The 18,005-nt window shown below is 53.8% G+C and carries 15 protein-coding genes and 4 pseudogenes; 8 read left to right on the forward strand and 11 right to left on the reverse strand.

The window, feature by feature from the left end; genetic code table 11:
• Positions 1-27: 27 nt before the first annotated feature.
• Genes AVI_RS23290 through AVI_RS29295 form a run of 3 tightly spaced genes read right to left on the reverse strand, consistent with a single transcriptional unit; the run spans position 28 to position 3,328 of the window.
• Positions 28-1,875: an ABC transporter ATP-binding protein gene (locus AVI_RS23290; RefSeq protein WP_012655090.1), complete on the reverse strand. Its 1,848-nt coding sequence runs from the start codon at positions 1,873-1,875 to the stop codon at positions 28-30.
• Positions 1,876-1,935: 60 nt separating this feature from the next.
• Positions 1,936-2,610: a sulfotransferase family 2 domain-containing protein gene (locus tag AVI_RS23295; protein ID WP_012655091.1), complete on the reverse strand. Its 675-nt coding sequence runs from the start codon at positions 2,608-2,610 to the stop codon at positions 1,936-1,938.
• A 49-nt stretch (positions 2,611-2,659) separates the two neighbouring features.
• Positions 2,660-3,328, reverse strand: a complete 669-nt coding sequence (locus AVI_RS29295; protein ID WP_012655092.1) for a GntR family transcriptional regulator — start codon at positions 3,326-3,328, stop codon at positions 2,660-2,662.
• A 392-nt stretch (positions 3,329-3,720) separates the two neighbouring features.
• Between AVI_RS29295 and AVI_RS23305 the strand changes: the two genes are divergently transcribed.
• Complete coding sequence (locus tag AVI_RS23305; protein WP_049777425.1) at positions 3,721-4,131, forward strand: helix-turn-helix domain-containing protein; 411 nt, start codon at positions 3,721-3,723, stop codon at positions 4,129-4,131.
• A 10-nt stretch (positions 4,132-4,141) separates the two neighbouring features.
• Here AVI_RS23305 and istB read toward each other — a convergent pair.
• Together istB and AVI_RS23320 are read right to left on the reverse strand one after the other, a co-directional pair.
• Positions 4,142-4,904, reverse strand: a pseudogene (istB, locus tag AVI_RS23310) (IS21-like element ISRel3 family helper ATPase IstB); the annotation flags it as partial.
• 93 nt (positions 4,905-4,997) lie between these two features.
• A pseudogene (locus tag AVI_RS23320) lies at positions 4,998-5,474 on the reverse strand (helix-turn-helix domain-containing protein); the annotation flags it as partial.
• Between the two features lie 279 nt (positions 5,475-5,753).
• Between AVI_RS23320 and AVI_RS23325 the strand changes: the two are divergent.
• The 5 genes and pseudogenes from AVI_RS23325 to AVI_RS29850 form a co-directional block, all read left to right on the forward strand.
• Positions 5,754-5,990, forward strand: coding sequence for a hypothetical protein (locus AVI_RS23325; protein ID WP_012655096.1), 237 nt, complete (start codon positions 5,754-5,756; stop codon positions 5,988-5,990).
• Positions 5,991-6,038: 48 nt separating this feature from the next.
• Positions 6,039-6,491: an IS66-like element accessory protein TnpA gene (gene tnpA / locus AVI_RS23330; RefSeq protein WP_012655097.1), complete on the forward strand. Its 453-nt coding sequence runs from the start codon at positions 6,039-6,041 to the stop codon at positions 6,489-6,491.
• 15 nt (positions 6,492-6,506) lie between these two features.
• The gene (gene tnpB, locus AVI_RS23335; RefSeq protein WP_007602186.1) at positions 6,507-6,860 is read left to right on the forward strand and encodes an IS66 family insertion sequence element accessory protein TnpB; all 354 of its coding nucleotides are present in this window, start codon (positions 6,507-6,509) and stop codon (positions 6,858-6,860) included.
• Between the two features lie 63 nt (positions 6,861-6,923).
• Positions 6,924-8,592: pseudogene (gene tnpC, locus AVI_RS23340) on the forward strand (IS66 family transposase).
• A gap of 98 nt (positions 8,593-8,690) precedes the next feature.
• Positions 8,691-8,955, forward strand: a pseudogene (locus tag AVI_RS29850) (transposase); the annotation flags it as partial.
• Here the strand turns inward: AVI_RS29850 and AVI_RS23345 are convergent.
• The 6 genes from AVI_RS23345 to AVI_RS23370 form a co-directional block, all read right to left on the reverse strand.
• The gene (locus tag AVI_RS23345) at positions 8,927-10,324 is read right to left on the reverse strand and encodes a glycosyltransferase (protein WP_012655099.1); all 1,398 of its coding nucleotides are present in this window, start codon (positions 10,322-10,324) and stop codon (positions 8,927-8,929) included. The pseudogene AVI_RS29850 and the gene AVI_RS23345 sit on opposite strands and share 29 nt — an antisense overlap.
• A gap of 72 nt (positions 10,325-10,396) precedes the next feature.
• Entirely contained in the window at positions 10,397-12,307 is a 1,911-nt protein-coding gene (gene cysC / locus AVI_RS23350) for an adenylyl-sulfate kinase (RefSeq protein WP_012655100.1), read from the reverse strand.
• Complete coding sequence (gene cysD / locus AVI_RS23355; RefSeq protein WP_012655101.1) at positions 12,307-13,209, reverse strand: sulfate adenylyltransferase subunit CysD; 903 nt, start codon at positions 13,207-13,209, stop codon at positions 12,307-12,309. Before cysD ends, cysC begins: the two co-directional genes overlap by 1 nt.
• 76 nt (positions 13,210-13,285) lie before the next feature.
• Positions 13,286-14,380 (reverse strand): TauD/TfdA family dioxygenase, encoded by a 1,095-nt coding sequence (locus AVI_RS23360; protein ID WP_041699204.1) that lies wholly within the window; start codon positions 14,378-14,380, stop codon positions 13,286-13,288.
• Positions 14,319-15,017 carry a 3-isopropylmalate dehydratase small subunit gene (gene leuD / locus AVI_RS23365; RefSeq protein WP_012655103.1) on the reverse strand — a complete coding sequence of 233 codons (699 nt, stop codon included), beginning with the start codon at positions 15,015-15,017 and terminating at the stop codon, positions 14,319-14,321. The genes AVI_RS23360 and leuD overlap by 62 nt, the downstream gene beginning before the upstream one ends.
• Positions 15,014-16,432 (reverse strand): 3-isopropylmalate dehydratase large subunit, encoded by a 1,419-nt coding sequence (locus AVI_RS23370; protein WP_041699206.1) that lies wholly within the window; start codon positions 16,430-16,432, stop codon positions 15,014-15,016. The genes leuD and AVI_RS23370 overlap by 4 nt, the downstream gene beginning before the upstream one ends.
• Positions 16,433-16,765: 333 nt before the next feature.
• Between AVI_RS23370 and AVI_RS29855 the strand changes: the two genes are divergently transcribed.
• The gene (locus AVI_RS29855) at positions 16,766-16,981 is read left to right on the forward strand and encodes an MbtH family protein (RefSeq protein WP_080517059.1); all 216 of its coding nucleotides are present in this window, start codon (positions 16,766-16,768) and stop codon (positions 16,979-16,981) included.
• A gap of 39 nt (positions 16,982-17,020) precedes the next feature.
• Positions 17,021-18,001, forward strand: a complete 981-nt coding sequence (locus tag AVI_RS23375; RefSeq protein ID WP_012655105.1) for a TauD/TfdA family dioxygenase — start codon at positions 17,021-17,023, stop codon at positions 17,999-18,001.
• The last annotated feature ends 4 nt before the right edge of the window (positions 18,002-18,005 follow it).

Below are 18,005 nucleotides of genomic sequence, written 5' to 3' on the forward strand. Positions count from 1 at the left end.
ATATTGTTGGACCGAGCTCGAATAAGGCTAGTTGCTTATGCCTTCAATTTGGCGGTTCCAAAGTAAAGCATATCTGCCCTCCGAGCGTAATAATTGTTCGTGAGAACCCATTTCGACAATTCGCCCACCTTCGAGTACGATGATCCTATCGAAGTCCTTAATTGTCCCGAGCCGATGAGCAATCGCGATAACAGTCTTGTGGCGCAGCAGCGGTTCAAGGCGTTTCTTCAGCTCAAATTCAGATTCTGAGTCCAAAGCCGATGTAGCTTCATCAAGCACAATTATCGGGGAATTTTTAAGGAGAGCCCTCGCGATCGCAATGCGCTGCCGTTGACCACCTGAAAACTTTACACCCCTTTCGCCCGCGTGTGCTGCATAGCCAACGCGGCCATCTTTGTCCCTAAGTTGGCGGATGAATTCATGGGCACCAGCCATTGTCGCAGCTTCGACGACCTCAGATGCCGACGTGTGAGGCATACCAAAACTAATGTTGTCAAAGACAGAACGGTTTAGAATAGATGTTTCTTGAGATACGACTGCGATAGAAGCTCGCAGGCTACGTACGCTGACCGAGCGAATGTCCTGACCGCAGATGGATACTGTGCCCTGGTCCGCCTCGTATAGGCGTAACAGCAAGCCTATGATGGTTGATTTACCGGCGCCCGAGGAGCCCACAATTGCGACTCGCTCATGGCTATTAATGGAGAAATTCAAACTTACGACCGCGGCTGAAGAGCGAGGGTATCGAAAAGTTACGTTTTGAAAAACTACAGTCGGTTCATGAACCCTCAGCTCTTCTGAGCAAGACCCGTCTTCGGGAGGGAACGGCGCGGTTATGGATCTCATCCCTTCCTGTACTACACCGAAATTCTCGAAGATTGACGACATCTGCTGGGTTATTGCGGTCGAAGTGTTGGCTATGTGCCACACCAACGGAAGTATCATTGCGAATTGGCTTGGTTCAACCGCGTGATTTTTTGACAACCATAGCGACAATGCCAAAGTCGAGCTGATTAGCGTCCCATTTATGAACGAGAGAGCGGTACCAAAAAAACTGTTCTGAGCTAGTAACTTTTGGTTTGCTTCATTGTGTGTCACCAGCCCGTGTTTTATGTAGCTATTTTCCGAACCGTCATGGGAGTAGAGCTTAACCGTCTGAATATTCGAATAGCTATCTACAAGGCGGCCTGAGACGAGCGACCTCATGCTGGACATATCACGTGAATGACGGTTCATCCGAGGAAGGAATACTCTAAGAAGAAGTAGGTATGAGATCACCCAAATTAGGGTTGGCACAATGAGGCGAACATCAGCCTGTGCCAAAAAAAATATCGTGGTCGCAATGAAGATGACGATGTACCACACCGAGGTCACCACGGTGACGATCGTGTCTCGCAGGGCCGGGCCCGTCTGTAATACTCGATTCGCAAGTTTTCCCGTCAAATCACTGTTGAAAAATGAAATAGGTTGACGCGCGATGTATGAATGACTCTGCCACCGAACCAGCGTAGCAATATTCGCGGAAATGGAGTGATTGACGATTAGTCTTTGCGCGCTGGTCAGCAGCGGGTGCGCGAGCATAAAAAGGACGATAACCGCGACTGTTGAGGTTGGAAACGATGTGGAATTTTCACCGAGTAACTGGACGAAATGGCTGATCGCGACCGGGATGATGGCGTCAGCGGTCGCCACTGCAGTGCCAATAGCTAAGAGCCATAACAAGGGACGCCAAGCTTGAATGAGAAAGAAGCAGTAAAACTTCCCAATCCGATCTGGGAGGACAATATTTTCAACGGCTGGCGTTATAGCGACAAGCTGTTGCAGCCAGTTGATGAGGCGACCGAAAAGTCCTTCAGAGCTCACTTCGGACGACATGCTCACTAGAACTCCAAAGGTATCGGTTCTTTTTTATGATCAGATTTCCGTGGTGTCTATTTAGAACTGATATTCAAAGCGGTCGATAGTTGCTTGGAAGCGGGTTTGTATTAAGCGCTTTGTTTCTGCATTGTAATAGTCTTGGTATCCACCTCTAACGGTAGAGTTAAGTCGTGGAAATTCAGAATACCCGGCCAACCCCGCGCGTTCGAATACATTTTGTAATGCTTGCTCTATATCTTCAAGTCGGCCTACAAAGTCGACAATCTCTTGTCCATTCTCATCCGATAGCCAGCTTAGGATATCGCCTTCACACTCGTTTATGCGATTGCCCCCAAAATCAGACTTTAGGAAACCTTCGAAGCTTCCTAGATCCGCCACCTCATCCGCTTGTGCGCGCAGACTTGAAAATCTGCCGGCTTTTTGAAGCCACCAACGATAACTCGAAAGCATTAGGTCCCACGGGTTCCGCACGACTGAAAAAGTGAAGATGGTCTGCCACAACGCAGGGCCGACGAGATCACGAATAACCGCCGCCTTAGAGTGTTTATGAAGCGCGGGTTCACAATAGCCCGCAAGAATTGTCGAAAGCTCTGGTTCCGGCTGCACCTTCTTCGCGTTGGCTAAGAATTGGTGCATTGACGTACCACCACATTTGGGGATGTGCACGAACACCAGCTGCTGGGCAGGCTTGATAGGAAAGGCAGGTTTGAATTCTCCTTCTGCGACTTCCATAAAGCTATCCTTTCCAGCCCCTCGCAGCGGCTTATTCGACAACTAAACCTCAGTTTCTGAAGCTCCGCACCAAGCCTTCGTTGCAAAGCGCGGGAACCGAGGTGACCTTGAAGTCCAATTCCGTTATCAGGCAATCAATTGCATCATCTGCGTTACTTCTTTTGATATGCCGGACCAAGTCCCGTAGGATGCCCAAGTACCGCCGTGACCGGGCTGGTTCTTCGGTGAACAAACAGCGAATAAATCGGGTGCGTTCGTTTGTGTTTTGAAGAGTATCAACACAAGCTTGAGCCCTCGAAACGTCCACCCAATCCATGAAGAACTCTTCAATCAACGCGCAACTACTGGCCGAAAGATCTGAAAGTCGCTCTTCCCACACGGTTACAAAAGAACGGTGGTCAGAGAAGCGGCTTTGCTCCAGCAAATACCGTAAAGAGTACCGCAGCAGTTGCGAACGCAATACATAAAGGCTGCATATCTCGGAAGGGTTTAAAGGCTTCATAAAAAAGCCTTTGTTGGGCATCACCGCAACCAAACCTTCGGCGCCTAACCTTATCAGCGCTTCGCGGACGGGAGTCGAGCTAACTTTGAATTCATCAGCCAAAGTCCACGGTTGAAGCTGCTGTGACGGCGAAAACTCATACGACATCACCTTGTTCTTCAGCCGGTCATAGATCGCATAGCTGGTCGTGGAATCATTGCAGGTTTGGCGCGTCACGTTGATATCCTCGCGGTAGAAAATCCGTGATAAGGCGGCTCATTGGAACAAAGCGGTTTCCCTTAGCGATTGCAATTTTTTTTTAACATCAGAGAAGGACTTTCTGACCGACACACCCAATTTGGTATAGTAGCCGACGATAAATACTGGGCGTCCGAACCATTTATTAGCATGGCGGTCCACCCCCTATACAGGGAGAGACGATACCGCGATAAACTTTCTGGAAGGCAGCGGTTTATGGATGAGGGTTAGCGAAGCCTCATTGTTGTCGGTGCTTCCTCAGGCTGCCGGGGACGGGTCCGGCATTCTCCTAAAGCAGGTTGTGGTTTACCTGATTCAAATTCCCAAACCGGCTGATTATGCTTCCATTTGCCCATGGAAGGAGAACCGCCATGGCTAAGCATCCGATTGAGTTGCGTGTGCGTGTTGTTGCGTTTGTCGAGGAAGGAAATAGCCATCGGGAAGCCGCGCGACATTTCCGGGTTTCGCCGAGATTTGTGAACAATATGGTGATCCTGAAGCGTGCATCCGGTGCGCTGAGGCCGGCCCGGCAGGGTCATCTGGGCGGCGGCAAGCTGACGGGGCATGAAGACTGGGTTCGTGAACGGTTGCCGAGAACGGTTGCCGAGAACGGCGATCTGACGCTGGATGAATTGGGCGTCGAGCTGCATGGGCGCGGCGTCTCGGTCGATCGCTCGGCGATTTGCCGGCTGCTGCATCGGCTCGGAATCAGCCATAAAAAAAGCCTGCGGGCAAGCGAGCTGTCAATGCCGCGTGAATTTCCCCCGATTGTGCCGAAGTAGAATTCCCCACTTATGCCGACGTGGATGCCAGGGAGGATTGGGGATTTTTCGGCGCGCGCCCGCGTGGCTTTTGAGGTGGAGCGAATGCGGGCGGAGCAATGAGGGCTTTGGAGCGAACATGCTCCGGCATCAGTTCGGCATGCTGGCGCAATCGGTAACTCGATCCCTCGATTTGCACGACGACGGCGTGATGCAGCAGTCTGTCGAGAAGCGCGGTGGCGACAACCGGGTCCCCGAAGACATCGCCCCATTCAGCGAAGCCGCGGTTTGATGTCAAGATCATCGCACCTCGTTCATATCGGGCGTTCACGAGTTGGAAGAACAGATTGCCGCCACCCTGGACGACCGGCAAATATCCGATCTCGTCAACGATGAGCAGGCTTGGCCTGCAAAAGAAGCGAATGCGCTCCTGAAGCCGACCCTCCCGTTCGGAACGGGCCAGCGAACCGATGAGGTCGGCAAGGTTCGTGAAGTAGACGCTCTTTCCAGCTTTGACGGCTTCGACGCCGAGCGCCGTGGCAAGATGACTCTTGCCGGTTCCAGGTGGGCCGAGGAAATGCACGGCCTCGTGTCGATCGACGAAGCCAAGCTGCGCCAGAGTGACGATGCGATCGCGATCGAGCGAAGGCTGGAAAGTGAAGTCGAAGCCAGCGAGTGTCTTGATCGTCGCGAGCTTTGCCCATCCGCAACGCCGTTTTGATGCGGCTGTTCTCGCGTAGGGTCAGTTCCTCGGAAAGAAGGATATCGATCGCGTCGAGTGCAATGGCCTCGCCTCGTGTTCGTGGCCAGTGTTGCGGCGTGAGTGCTCGTCGGTGGTCAGGATGAACCCGGCGTTGTTTGCGGCCCTCGAGGGTGCGCGGCGATCAGCGAGCCCAGATGAGGCGGCTGTGACCCAACACCATCGAGAACAACCGAACGATCCTTGGCGTCATTGGCTCGTCGGTGAAAACGACATGGAACTGGGCGAAATCGACTTGGGCCTGTTCGCCTGGCGGCGTCTCGAAGCGAACTTCGAAACCTGGATTTGCCGGAGGTCGCACGTCACGAAGAAAGTCCGTGACGGCGGTGTAACCACCGGCATAACCTCGATCCCGGAGTTCTCGGAGCAATCGACTACCAGTGAGGCCGGGATAGGTCTTCACCCGCTCCCGCAGATATGAAGCGAACGGATCGATAAACGTCGCGCGAGGCTTTCTCGGTCCATAAGCCGGGACCTCGAGGCCCCGCTCTATGTATTTGCGCACCGTCTTGCGATCGATGCCTGTTTCTCTGGAGATAGCTGACACTGTCAGCCCCTGCTGATGCAGATCCAGGATCATGATCGTCTCCCTCAGCTTGATCACCAATGTCCCCCTTCCGGCCATCGGAAGGAGTATCGGCAATGACGCGCCGCTGGTCTTCCGGGGCGCGCCCCGGAAGACCAGCGGCCGCAGCACCTGGGGAAGATTCAAACGGCACATTGGGGAGTATTGCTCCGGTACTGACACGAGCAGTTGCGCCCGGAGATCGCCCGCGCGTGACCTGTGGATCAACCTGCGCAAGCGGTTCTTAAACAACTCCTTGGCTCGACTGATCTTTATCGACGAGACATCAACCAATACCAAACTCACCAAACGCACCGGATGGTCGCCAAGGGGTCAGCGCTACCGAACGCACGCGCCGTTTGGCTTCTGGACGAGCCAGACCTTCATTGCCGGTCTGCGGTGTCACGGTCTGACAGCACCCTGATCGTCAATGCACCGATGAATGGCCGCATTTTCGAGACCTGGATCGAAACCCAGCTCGCGCCGACCTTGTCGCCCGGCGATGTGGTGATCCGTAAGCGCCGTCTCCACCCCATTGGATTGGGTGTATTTTGAGGCTTGCTGCGTATGCGAGAACGTTTCCAGTTTTGTCTGGAGATTTGCATGGCAGATGATGGATTTGTTGGTCGCTACAAAGTTGTCGAGCCGCGCCGCGGAAACCGGCGTTGGCCGGATGATGTGAAGGCACGGATCGTGGCGGAAAGCTTTGAGCCTGGTGTTCGTGTTGTGGATGTCGCGCGCCGTCACGGCGTTATAGCAAACCAGCTTTCTGATTGGCGGCGTCAAGTGCGCGACGGCATTCTGGCGCTGCCGTTTACAGCGGCAACGACGCTGTCGGAGCACGATGGTATCGAGCCGGCATTCGTGCCTCTGGCAATCGCTGCGGAGCCACCTGAGCCTGTCAATCGTTTGTCGCTTCCGAAGCTGGCCTCCGAAGGGCCGCAGGCGCAAGTTTTGACGTTGGAGATTGGCTCAGACGTTGTGATGCGGGTTCCTAATGATGTGCCCGTTGAACGGGTCGCCGCTCTGGTTCGCGCTGTGCGAGGAGCGTCATGATCGTCGCGGGCCGTCATGATCGTCGCGGGCCAACGACTGCCGATCCTGATCGCAACGCGTCCGGTTGACTTCCGCTGTGGTCATCAGGCCTTGGCTCTAATGGTGCAGACCGAATTGAAGCTCGATCCGCATTCTGGGGTGACGGTGATCTTTCGCTCAAAACGCGGGGACCGCCTAAAAATCCTGGTGTGGGATGGCACCGGAATGGTGCTCATCTACAAAATTCTTGAACATGGAAACTTTGCTTGGCCCAAGGTTCAGGATGGGACGATGCGTCTTTCCAGGGGTCAATACGAGGCTTTGTTCGAGGGTCTTGACTGGCGGCGGGTCATGGCGCAACGGGTGACGGCGCCGTCGGCGGCAGGGTGAATATCCGGCCGCCTTTGCATTGTTTAATTTAGATTTTTTTATGCTGCTTTGCTATAAAGTCGCATGTCATCGGCTCTTGATCTCAGCCTGTTTCCGGACCTTCCGCCAGAGGTGGTGAAGGCGTTTGCGGCGATGCAGTTCGAGCTGTCGGTCGAGCGTGCTGCACGTCAGCATGAGCAGGCTGTGGTGGCCGAAAAGGACGCGTTCATCTCCGAGTTGAAGGAGCTGATCGAGAAGCTTGAGGGGCAGGTTCACGACTACAGGCGCACGAAGTTCGGGCCGAAATCGGAAAAGCTTGATCCGGCGCAGATGGAACTGGCGCTGGAAGACCTTGAAACGGCGATCGCCGAAACACAGGCGCGGATCGCCGCCGTCGAGGAAAAGATCGAAGCCAGCGCATCCGATCCGGGCAAGGCGGTTCCTCGCAAGGAGCGCAAGGCCCGTGCACTGCCCGAACACCTGCCGCGGGTCGAGCGCGTGATCGAGCCCGAGAGCATCGTTTGCCCCTGCGGTTGCGGCAACATGGTTCGGATTGGCGAGGATCGGACGGAACGGCTCGACCGGGTCCCGGCACGCTACGAGGTGATCGTCACGATCCGCCCGAAATACGCATGCCCCAAGGGTCGAACGGGCGTTGTCCAGGCCAAAGCGCCGGCACATCTGCTGGAAGGGAGCTGGCCGACCGAAGCCCTTCTGGCTGAGATTGCCGTCTCCAAGCATTCCGAACATATGCCGCTTAACCGGCAGGCTGAGGTCATGGCGCGACACGGGGTGCCGATAGACCGCACGGTGCTGGCCGACTGGATGGGCCGCACGGGCAGCGAAATCGCACCGGTGGTCGACCATATGGCCAAACGGCTACTATGGGAAAGCACGCGCCTCTATGTCGACGAGACGACCGCCCCGGTGCTGGATCCTGGGCGAGGCAAGACAAAGACCGGCTATCTCTGGGCCGTGCTGCGCGACGACCGCGGCTGGAATGGTTCTGCTCCGTCAGGCGTGGTGTTCCATTATCGGCCCGGGCGTAGAGGAGAATATGCCGCTGAGATCCTCGACGGGTTCAACGGGACAATCCAGGTGGATGCCTACGGCGGCTATTCGCACCTCGCCACGTCGGATCGTAACGGTGGCGAACCCTTGAAGCTGGCTTTCTGTTGGGCACATGGGCGTAGAAAGCTGATCAAGGCCGCGCCTAAGAGCGGATCACCCATCGTCGACGAGGCGCTCATTCGCATCGCCGCGCTATACAAGATCGAAGACAGTATCCGAGGTTCAGATCCCGAACATCGCCGGGCAGTTCGACAGGACCTGTCCCTCCCGCTGGTGGACGAGTTCTTCACCTGGCTGGCAGCCCAGGCCGCGCGCGTCTCACGCAAGTCTGACCTCGGAAAAGCCCTGGCCTATATGCTGACGCGACAGGATGGCTTCCGGCTGTTCCTGGACGATGGCCATGTCGATATCGACTCCAACCTGGTGGAAAACGCGATCCGCCGCCCGGCCATGAACCGCCGCAATGCGCTCTTTGCGGGGCACGATGAAGGGGGGCGCAATTGGGCTCGGTTTGCCAGTCTCATCGGCACTTGCAAAATGAACGGCGTTGAACCTTACACCTATCTGTGCGACCTCTTCACCCGCCTCGCAAACGGCCACCTCGTCAAAGACATCGATGCCCTGATGCCCTGATGCCCTGATGCCTTGGGCCTATGCCGCCCGCATCAAGGCCTCACAATGAGCTCGTCAGATACTCGTCGGTGAGCTCACACCGGCCCCAAGGCAAAACTATCAAGCCGCTGCAACTGAAAAATCAATGGGGCGCAGACGCCGCATACGGTGATCCGCGACAACGTCGCCTTTCAAAAAAGTCCGCGAGCGGAAGAATTGGTCAAGGCGCGTGGTGCGTGGCTGCTGTTCCTGCCGCCTTATTCCCCGGACCTCAATCCATTGAGATGGCCTTCTCAAAGCTCAAGACGCTGCTGCGCAAACAGCCGCAAGAACCTTCGAAACCATAACTCAAGCTCTTGGTGACATCTGCGACCTTTTCCCGATCACAGAATGCCGGAATTTCTTCAAAGCTGCAGGCTATGAGGGGGAATAGATGCAACCTGCTTTAGAAGGTCCTCGTGGCGATGACATTGCTTCGCCCCGGTAGTTACTAAGCGAGTTAACGTTCTCATCGGAATGTCTTCCGCATCATAACCAGCGAAAGCTTCGTTTAGTGTCCTGACGCGATCTCGGAAAGAACTATTGAGAATGAGGTTATCGACAGCTGCCTTAATGGATTTCTCGGTACATGTGCGAAATGAATGTGCTGTCCCCAGTCGATGATAGACCACACGGCTCGCACATCCGGGTTGATCAGCGCGTCGAGGAAAAACGACCATTGGAACGCACTTGGAAATTGCCTCCTTTATTGAGGTTCCGCCTCCATGTGTGATCAAGATTGAAGCGTCCGTTAATACCTGCCGTTGCGATGCCCATCCTAGGATGACAATGTTTCCGTAGCCCTCGAATTCGGATGCCAATTTGGTGGCTTCCTCTCTCGACCCTGTCGCAACTAAAAGGCGATATCCGCCTTTCACCCCGACCCCTCGAATAACCTTGCGGTAAAAGTCGATCATCCTGTGGGTTTCCCCTCGCCGCACGGTACCTAGGCTGCAATACACAAGCGGTCCCGTGCCTTCTGGATATTTTAGCGGCACGTCGGCTTCATCGTCATCGTGAGCGACGCATGGGCCTATAAAGTAGGCGTCAGGTACGGAGTTTACTCGCGGAAAGTCGAATTCCTTGGCTTGGAGCACAATCTCGGGCATGCTCCAAAATGCCTTGTCAAACCTGACCGGCCGAGATTTCCACATCGTTGAGAGCGGGAAATTCGCTATCGCTGATGTGACGTTGATATTTGATCTCGAAGAGACACCGATCGCCAACTCCTCGAATTTATCCCTGAGGCAATCGCCACTGAACTTTAGTTTCTGAAGCCACCAAAGTGCTAGGATGGCCGCGCGGCTGGTCCGCGTGGTCTTGGGGCAATAGCGAAATGTGTACGGAGGTACTTGTGGGTCCTGCGTCAACAGCGGCTTTGTACTCACTGATGCGCAGTTGGCGTTCACTTCCCAAAAAAACGGAAACAAGTGCAGTAGGAACGGATCGAAGAGCACCAGGTCCGGGCGGAACCTGTCGACTAGGCTGCGAACGATTCCTCTTATCTCCAAGAAATGATCTACGCGTCTCGATCTATTGGAGTTGCGCCTTCGAAGCTCGCCCCAACTCATGACGATGTTTCTTGAAAGAATAAAGCGATCTTCGGCCAAAACAGGCACGCCTTTGTTTCTCACTTTTTCTATAGCTGCGGCGCTTGAAACGAATAGCACCTGATGACCCGCTTCATGTGCCCTTTGAGCAAGGCCAACCGTCGCAAACAGATGGCCGGCAAAATCATCAATGAGAAAAAGAAATCTTGCCATTTGAACTCTGTATATCCTTTTCGCAGGCCACTTTTGCGGAGGTGTAGCGGGCTGCCGTTTCGCGTTCGCGTGTCAGGACGTGCTTTTGGCTGACGATAAGTCTGTTATGTAGCGGTGGGCGACAAGCCACCGTTCAATTCCCACAGCGGCTTCTTCGGGCGTTAGCGCTAAAGTTGTGATGGTAAGATCAGGTGACTCCGGATTTTCGTACGGCGAATCTATGCCTGTGAAGTTAGGTATTTCGCCAGTCAGGGCTCGAATATACAGACCTTTCGGATCCCGACGGACGCATTCTTCGAGCGGCGTATCTACAAATATCTCCACAAATGTTTCCGGTCCGATCTTATCCTTTGCGGCTTGCCTTTCAGCATGAAAGGGCGAAATCACCGAAACGATCACGATCAAGCCTGCATCTGCCATGAGGCGGGCTACCTCGGTCACTCGTCTTATATTTTCAACTCGATCCGCCGCCTTGAATCCTAGATCGTAGTTGAGACCGTGCCTGAGGTTATCCCCATCCAAGAGATAGGAGTGCTGACCTCGCGCATGAAGCCTCTTCTCTAGGAGGTTTGCTATGGTAGACTTACCAGCGCCGGACAGGCCGGTGAACCAAAGCACGACCGGCTTTTGGTTTTTGATGAGGCTGCGGGCTTCTCGGTCAACTTCTTGAACCTGCCAGGTTATGTTGCCTGCGCGCCTGAGGGAATGCATGATCATTCCAGCACCGGCGGTTTCATTTGTCATGCGATCTATTATGATAAAGGAGCCGGTTTCACGATTTTTCTTATATTCATCGAAGCAGATTGGTTGCTGCATGCGGAGGTTACACATGCCAATTTCGTTCTGACGCAACTCCGAAGCGGCCTCCTCGCGACCGCTATCAATGTTTACGCGGCTCTTTAAGCTTGTGACGGTTACAGCCACCTGGTCAATCTGGGTTCGTAATAAATACGACCGTCCTGGAAGTAACGCTTTTTCATGAAACCAGATAATCATTGCACAAAGTTGATCCGTCGCATGTGGCGGGGTATCCAATTGTGTCAGAATGTTCCCTCGTGCGAGTTCAATGTCATCCGCGAGGGAAATAGTGGCGCTCTGACCGCTGGTCACTTGCCCGGTGGGGCATCCGGCTACCGTGATCCGGCTGATCACTGTGAGCTTTCCTGATCGCGCCTCGCGCACGGGATCACCAACCGCTGCAGCTCCTGCTGCGACTTTGCCGCAAAAGCCGCGGAAATCCCCGCTTTTGATCACGTACTGAACCGGGAAACGAAAGTGTTTATTGCAACCTTGTGAGGGAACCTCGACGTTGTCCAACAAATCGATCAACGTCGCACCTTTAAACCAAGGCATCCTCTCTGAACGGGTTGTTACGTTGTCGCCGTCAGTCGCCACAACCGGAATTGCGCTAAAATTTTGGATTCCTAGACCTTCGGAAAATACCTTAAAGGATCGTGAGGTTCGTTCAAAAATACCGTGATCGTAGTTCACCAAATCCATCTTGTTTACTGCGAGGATGAAGTTTTGGATCCCTAGAAAGGAAGCAATAGTAGTGTGCCGCCTAGTCTGCTCTAGCAGGCCCTTTCTCGCGTCGATCAAGATTATGGCCAAGTCCGTCACAGAGGCTGCTGTGGCCATATTCCGGGTAAATTGTGCATGTCCCGGAGTATCAGCTAGGATAAAACGTCGCGATGCGGTGGAGAAGTAGCGATAAGCCACGTCGATTGTTATGCCCTGCTCCCTCTCAGCGGCCAACCCGTCCAGCAAGACGCTAAAGTCGATTGGCAAAGTAGTAATCTGGCCATTTGTACAGCGCAATGACTCAAGCTGGTCGTCGTACAGCGCGTTGCAGTCGTAAAGGAGGCGACCTAACAACGTTGACTTGCCATCATCCACTGAGCCGCAGGTCATGAATCTCAGCAAGGACTTTTGGACTTGTTGAGCGTGAGACCTTTCCAGCCGAGTGCGGATTTCTTGCCGCATCAGAAATACCCCTCCCGTTTTTTCCTCTCCATTGAGCTCGCTGGGTCGCTGTCAGCGATGCGACCCTGACGCTCCGACATTCTAGTCGTTTTCATTTCCCTAATGATTTTTTTGACCGAGGACGCGTTTGATTCGACGGCGGCAGTAAGGGGATAACAGCCCAGCGTGCGGAACCGAACGTTCCTGTACTCAGGCGTCTCGCCAGACTGCAGGATAAAGCGCTCGTCATCGACGACGATCCACTGTCGCCCTCTGCGCACCACCGGCCGCTGTGCAGAGGTATACAGTGATACTATCGGGATGTTCTTGCATGAGATGTATTCCCAGATGTCCAATTCGGTCCAATTGGAAAGGGGAAATACTCGCATGGTTTGGCCCTGCGAGAGATTGGTGTTGAATATGTTCCACATTTCCGGACGCTGATTTTTCGGGTCCCATGAATGGTTAAATGAACGAAGAGAGAAAATTCTTTCTTTCGCACGGGATTTTTCCTCGTCACGCCGCGCGCCTCCTACTGCGGCATCGAAACCACCTGCCTCAAGGGCCTGGCGCAGTGCTATTGTTTTCATCTGATGGGTGTAGGTGTCGAGGGTGTGTTCGAACGGATTTATGTTGTCGCGGACGGCTTCGTGATTGGTGTGAACGATAAGCTTCAGCCCGTTCGTGACTGCTGTCTCGTCACGAAAGGCGATCATTTCCTTAAATTTCCACGTCGTATCGATATGAAGTAGGGGGACTTCCAGCCGCGCCGGGTGGACGGCTTTCTGGGCAATATGAAGAAGTACCGAGGAATCTTTTCCGACGGAGTAAAGGATTACCGGGCGCTCGAATGTAGCTATAACCTCACGGAAAATGTTAATGGCTTCTGCTTCGAGATAATCAAGATGGTGGGGTTGAGACACGTGTATACTCCCCGCACACCACTCAAAAGAGCAGCGTTCTCGGCGTTTCACATTTAGGGTTGGTGTAGGTTTTCGCTTAGCTTTTTGCTACTGCCATACCATGGTATTCGGCAATCGCCTTCTGGTATCGACTCACATGTTGATATTTATCCTGCCAAGATCTGACGCCTCCCCGGACGCTTCCCGCCTCGGTCGTTCCCCAAAAACCTGCGAACTCATCGGGGAGTTCGCGACTGTCGGGTACAGAGAACCAAAGGCGAAAAAGGTGTCGGCGCAGGTCAGGGTCGGGGTAGTCCTCATATGACGACCGGGCGTGGTAGAGGATGTGGTTGTTTACCAGCTGTAGGTCCCCTGGCTCAAGGTTCATCTCGAGGTACATATCCGGATTGGACGCAATCTCACTGACGCGATCGACTGCTCGTCTCTGTTCGGGAGAGAGATTCACCGACGGGAGTGATCCGGCATGGATGATGCGAGCGCGATAAAAGTGGCTCGTAAAAAGCCCATTCTTCCATCCAAAAACCGGAGTGTTATAGACATGCGCGTCTGGGGGGGCACTGCCTAAAGAAGCGAACGGAAGCATTGAATAGAGCACCTCCAACAAATCTGGGTCCTCCATTGCCAATCGATTGTGAATTTCGATCGAGCTACACAACCTGCTCTGTCCGCCCACGGCGGCAGATCGCCTGCAGAAAAGAGCAACCACGTCACACGGATCAATGTGAAATTGGATTTCTTCAGAGGTGCCATTGCCGCGCAATGTCGCCGCACTGGTTTCTCCGCGATCACGTACGTCATGGATCAGCGCGCCATCAGAATTTTGCGGTAAGGCTACTCCTATATAAAGGCCGAGACCCCACGAGATGAGCCTAGCGCCAGCTTCATCTTTGTCGTTGATTGGGAGGCCTTTAATGAGACGAAAGCCAAGCCCGTTTTCCAGTTCCTTCGTGAGGCTGTGAAGCCTCAGTCCGAAGTTCGGAAGCGGAAACTCCTTATGTGTTAGTTCGTGGGTGTCCAGACCGCTTTCACTAGCTTGTGCGAATGCAACTTCAATCTCTTCCCGTTCCGCATTGGATATGGTGTATGTCCAAGCTGAGGGATCTCGGGTGTCAGCTCGCCGCCATCCAACTGCATTCGTGACAATGTTTGCGGCAATCTCGTTCGCTGCCATAGCACTTACTCCCGTTATTGGCCCGGGTGACATGCATCCAAGGCCGCTTCAACCGATCAGTCTTCTCAAAGTTCTCCACCGATGGTGCAAATCTCATCACAAAGGAAATCTCATCGATTCCTTCGATAAGCATCCGGCGATACATTTCTGGTATTTTGAAATCGAACTTCTTCTCGGGCGAGGTGGAAATCGTCTGCTTGGCCAGATCAATGGTGATCGGGGAGTGCTGCAACGCGACATGTCGTAGCTGGCCGATTTCATTGGGGGAAAGCACGATTGGCGCTATGCCATGCCGGTAACAATTACCTATGAAAATCTCTCCGAAGGACTCAGCGAGAATTGCCTTGAATCCATACCCGCGAATCGCCTTAGCGGCCCATTCACGGGAAGATCCGCACCCAAAGTTCTTCCCAGTCAACAAGAACGTCGCGCCAAGCCACTCGGTCTGATTTAGGATAAAATCCGGGTTCAGGTTTCCATCGAGATTGTATCTTCTTTCAGCGAACAGCGCGCCTCCCCACCGCAAGTAGCTGTCATCAGCGGAACGCATGAGCTCGGTTCCAGGGGTGATTTGGTCCGTGTCGACGTTGTCCTCAATGATAGGCACAGCAGTTCCGACGACGAGGATTGACGTCATAGGGCGCTCCCCGCATTTTCCATTTTCCTTATATCTGCGATTCCGCCTAAGATTGCTGATGCGGCTACTGTTACTGGGCTCGCGAGGTGCGTCATCGTCCCAGGCCCCTGTCTTCCGACAAAGTTTCGGTTCGTCGTACTAACAACGCGTAGACCCTTGAGCCGATCATTGCCCATATGCCCACACAGCCCGCACCCCGCTTCATGCCACTCGAAGCCAGCTGATTTGAAAACAGCATGTAGGCCCTCGGCTTCGGCTTTCTCCTTGACTTCTCTTGATCCGGGAACACAGATCGCCAGGACCGAGGGGTGAACTCTGCGACCTCGAAGAACTGATCCAGCCGCTTGAAGATCCGCTAGCCGCGCATTCGTGCAAGCACCGATGTATGCGGCATCAACGGGGAGGCCTTCTAACTGCTGCCCAGGTTTGAGATGCATGTAGTCCAACGCACGTAGTGCCGACGACCGTTGATCGGGTGAGATCTCTTCAATCTCAGGCACTTTCGAAGCAACTCCTACTACGTGCTGGGGGCTTGTACCCCAAGTGATTTGTGGTTCAAGGCAGGCGCAATCAATGCTGACTTCCCGGTCGAACGTCGCGTCCGTATCTGTCGTCAGCGATTTCCAATATTCGACAGCTTCATCCCAAGCCCGACCATGGGGCGCATAGTTCCTACCCACGAGATAGTTGAACGTCTGCTCATCTGGTGCCACGAAGCCAAATTTCGCACCGAACTCTGTTGCCATGTTGCAGAGCGTCAGCCGACCCTCGACAGACATAGCCGCTATGGCGGGGCCTGCAAATTCTACGGCGAAGCCAAGGCCTCCATTTGCCCCTATATTCCTTATAAGATCAAGAATGAGGTCCTTTGGGTATACACCGTTCTGCAGAATACCGGTCACCCAGATGCGCATTGCTCTCGGCCGCTTCAAAGCCAGTGTCTGAGAAGCCAAAATCTGTTCACAGTCGGTCGAGCCGATGCCGAAGCCAATCGCTCCAACCCCACCGACAGTACTCGTATGGCTATCGCCACAAACTAATGTCACGCCTGGCAAAGCTATTCCAAGGTCGGGAGATATTACGTGTACGATTCCTTGGCGACGATCATCGGCATCGAAAAGGGTAAACCCATATCGGCGGGCGGCCTCCGTCGTCTCTTGGATCATCGCGGAGCCTAGCGATGCAACTGATTGGTTTTTCGTGCGGCCAGGTGCCGTATCAATTACGTGGTCGATGGTAACGAATACTGAATCTGACCGGCGTGGCCGGCGACTTCCATTCTCCAGTTGCCTCATAGCAGAGGCGCCAGTTAGTTCATGTAAAAAAATTCGGTCGATATACAGCAGAGACGTGTCTGAATCGATTTCGGTAACGACGTGATCGTTCCAGACTTTTTCAAAAAATGTGCGGGCCATTTTCTCTGAGCCTCACCATCATCGGTTGGATCGACGTTGCCAAAAGCACTGACGTGCGTTGGGTGAAATGGTGACACTGCTCTAATCTTTTAGCCAGTCTGGGCAGATAATATTACGGAATATATTCCGGACACCGCTTCCTTCTTCAGCGCTACTTCGGCAAGCTTAGCATTAACAGCTAACTCAGCTCTGTCTCCTGTACGCGCCATACCTGCGGTGTTCGTTGGGCCTCAACGTGGTGTCGCTCGCCCAGACAACTCACTTTACTGCTGAGCGCTAAATAGCTGGTCGATAAGCAAGTCGAATTTAGCAAAACACGCTGGAGCCAACTCTATGTCAGCTTTTTCGAATCCAACTAAACTCTATGCCGTGATCGTGAATGAAGAGGGCCAGCATTCCCTATGGCTGGCTGAGAAGCCTATCCCACGGGGCTGGCGTCTTCAGATGGGGCCAGACAGCCGCGAAACGTGTCTCCAGTATGTGGACAGTAACTGGACGGACATGCGCCCTCTGAGTCTTCAGAGAAACTCCACACGCAAAGCTACATAGAAATACAAAGGTGCTTTCGGAAGGACAGAGGTTTCCAGTATGATCGAGCTTGACAATATTAAAATTTGCCCGCTTGCCGGGATTGATGATGCCATCATCATTCAGTCATTGAACAAGGCTTCTCTCACTACTTCCACATCGGCGATTGGACCAGCGGTGGCTGAAATGGTGACTAGGCATGGTGCTGTTTTGTTACGCGGGTTTGCTCCGGAGGGAACAAGCGCTATGGCCGCTCTCTTTGCCTCCTTACAGTGGAAACCACTCCAGTACACCTACCGCTCAACACCTCGTACGTCTGTTAGCGAGGGTATTTACACAGCGACGGAATTCCCGGCGTCTGAGGAGATCATGCTCCACAGCGAGAATGCCTTTCAAGCCGACTGGCCCACAAGAATTGGGTTTCATTGTGCGGTGCCAGCAAGGGCGGGCGGAGAAACACCAATCGGCAGTTTAGAAAAGATAACAGCCAGGATCGACACAGGACTTTTCGACGAGTTCCGCCGCCGCGGCGTTTCATACGTCAGAAATTATAGCGACTATGTCGATCTTCCTTGGCAGGTAGTTTTCCAATCTAGCGACCGGGGAGATGTCGAGGAGTACTGCAAAAACCACGGCATCGGTTTCGAATGGCGCAATAGCGGATTGCGTACATGGCAGGCATGTCAGGGGACAGCGACCCATCCCGAGCGCGGTAATGAAGTGTGGTTCAACCAAGCGCACATGTTCCACTATACGGCCCTTGGGCCTGAAATGGCGAGCAACCTCCTTTCGATTTTTGGTGAGGAGGAACTGCCACGAAACGCGTATTACGGCGACGGCGGAGTCATACCCAAGGATGCCGTCGAACACATCAGAGAAGCCTTTTCCGCAGAAAGGGCGAGCTTCGGTTGGGAAAAGGACGACATACTCCTTCTTGACAATATGCGCTACTGCCATGGTCGCAATCCATTCGAAGGCCCGCGACAAGTGCTTGTGAGCATGGGCCGCGGGTATGCTTCTGTCGTCGACAGCTCTCATTAATCGA

Origin of the sequence: Allorhizobium ampelinum S4, from assembly GCF_000016285.1 — a bacterium.
Lineage (GTDB): Bacteria > Pseudomonadota > Alphaproteobacteria > Rhizobiales > Rhizobiaceae > Allorhizobium > Allorhizobium ampelinum.